This window comes from Moorena sp. SIO3I6 (assembly GCF_010672095.1).
This window is the reverse complement of sequence record NZ_JAAHHU010001109.1, coordinates 1-1668: the sequence shown is the minus strand read 5'-3', so window position 1 is coordinate 1668 and position 1668 is coordinate 1. Positions and strand designations below refer to the sequence as shown.

1 protein-coding gene and 1 pseudogene are annotated in these 1668 nt (G+C 41.5%); both read right to left on the bottom strand.

Annotated elements, in window-relative coordinates; translation table 11 throughout:
• Positions 1-1347 (bottom strand): GDSL-type esterase/lipase family protein (locus F6K49_RS46670; RefSeq protein ID WP_293109282.1); only part of this gene is annotated, 1347 nt, incomplete at its 3' end.
• Between the two features lie 49 nt (positions 1348-1396).
• Positions 1397-1668: pseudogene (locus F6K49_RS46665) on the bottom strand (ABC transporter permease); the annotation flags it as partial.

The following is a 1668-nucleotide window of genomic DNA, read 5'->3' as shown; positions in this document are numbered from 1 at the left end:
TTCTATCTGTTCGGCTAGTAACCGATAGCCCTCAGCAGTATAATGGAGATAAATTTGGAATGGAAATAGTGACAAAGGATCGGGATGGGTAGACATCACCTCATGAAAGTCAATAATCGGAATTTCTAGCTCTTCGACTAAGGATAACACGTTGTTTCGGTAGTGTAAATTATCGTTGTTTGATGTTCTGCCGTAACGGTTCCAAGCGGGAAGGTAAACAAAATATAACTGACCGTCCCAAGAATTTACCTCATCTTTTGCCTCACTCAGTATCTTACGGAACAGAGGAAGTGATGAGGCTTGGCTTTGTGACAGCTTGCTTGTTATAAACCTCAACTCTCGACGCAAATCATATAGCCTTGAGATACTTCTCACCTTATAGGAAAGGCTGTTTCTATATGCTTCACTTTTTTCTTGCTTTTTAATGTAGTTCACCAAAATTTGGTCAATTTCCGGCTGTCGTTTGAGCAATCCTTGGCTAAAATCCCTCTCAAGATATTGCAACAAAAACGAAAATTTTTTCTCGCTGATAATATCTTGTAGGTCATTCGCTTCAAAATAAAACCATAGTACTATCCTAGGTCTTAGGGGTGCCCCATATTCTTTGAGCGTCGCCAGCTCTGTCAATGGTCCATTACTACTATTACCTAGATTTAACAGCTGTCTGTTCCGTTGCCTGAGTTGCCCACCGATGTCTTCCCCCGGCTTGACACAAGACCCGTGGGTAAACGAATCGCCGATCAAGACCATATCCAGCCCTCGATTTTCGTAAATGCCCGGAGGATTATTAAATCCGTGTTCATCACTCTGATAAACAGACCACTCTCCTGATTCATTGCAAAGTATGGTTAACTTATTTGAGACCCCACTCAATGGGTAGATATGATTTTCGTCAACATCCACCCCCTCCGTTCCCCTGAGAATAGAAGCAGGAAAAGCGGGATAAGCCTCAATACCTTCTTTTCGGAGGTCCATTAGAACTTGCAATTTGGTTCGCCTATCAAAGGGAACACCACTTTGCTGTGCTCGCTTAAGTCCCTCAAGTCGTATTCGTTTCTCTATTGCTTTTCTCATCCCTCCTGCCACTCCCAAAAAAAGTAACACTTCTAGCAAATATAGAGCTAAACCAATCGATAGCAGGGCGAGGGCAAAATTTACTTTCGTCTCGTTACGCCACTTTAAGACAGCAAAACTAAACAGTAATATGCCAGCAACAGCAACTAGATAATACTTGGTTAACTGCTCCGGCAAAAGGGGTGATAAAAAGGTGGCATCAATAAGAAGCGCCAGATAAAATGTAAGGGCACCTGTCAACACGATATTAGCAAACTTATCCCGTCGTCTCATATTAACTAAGCCTGAAAAGCTAGCACTATATAAACTAATAACAAAAAACTTAAATTACATCAGCAAATGTCCGTTCCATTTTACGGAAATAGTTAATACCTGTGATCAGCAACATCAAAACTAAACCGACAGAAAGCGCAAACCCTGGCAAATAGATATGATAATCTACCCCTATAATCGCCCACCGAAAACCATCAATTACTCCTACCATTGGGTTAAGGGAATATAGCAAGCGCCACTTTTGAGGTACAATACTACTACTAAATCCTACTGGAGAGACATATAAGCCAAATTGGACAATAAAGGGCACAATGTAGCGGA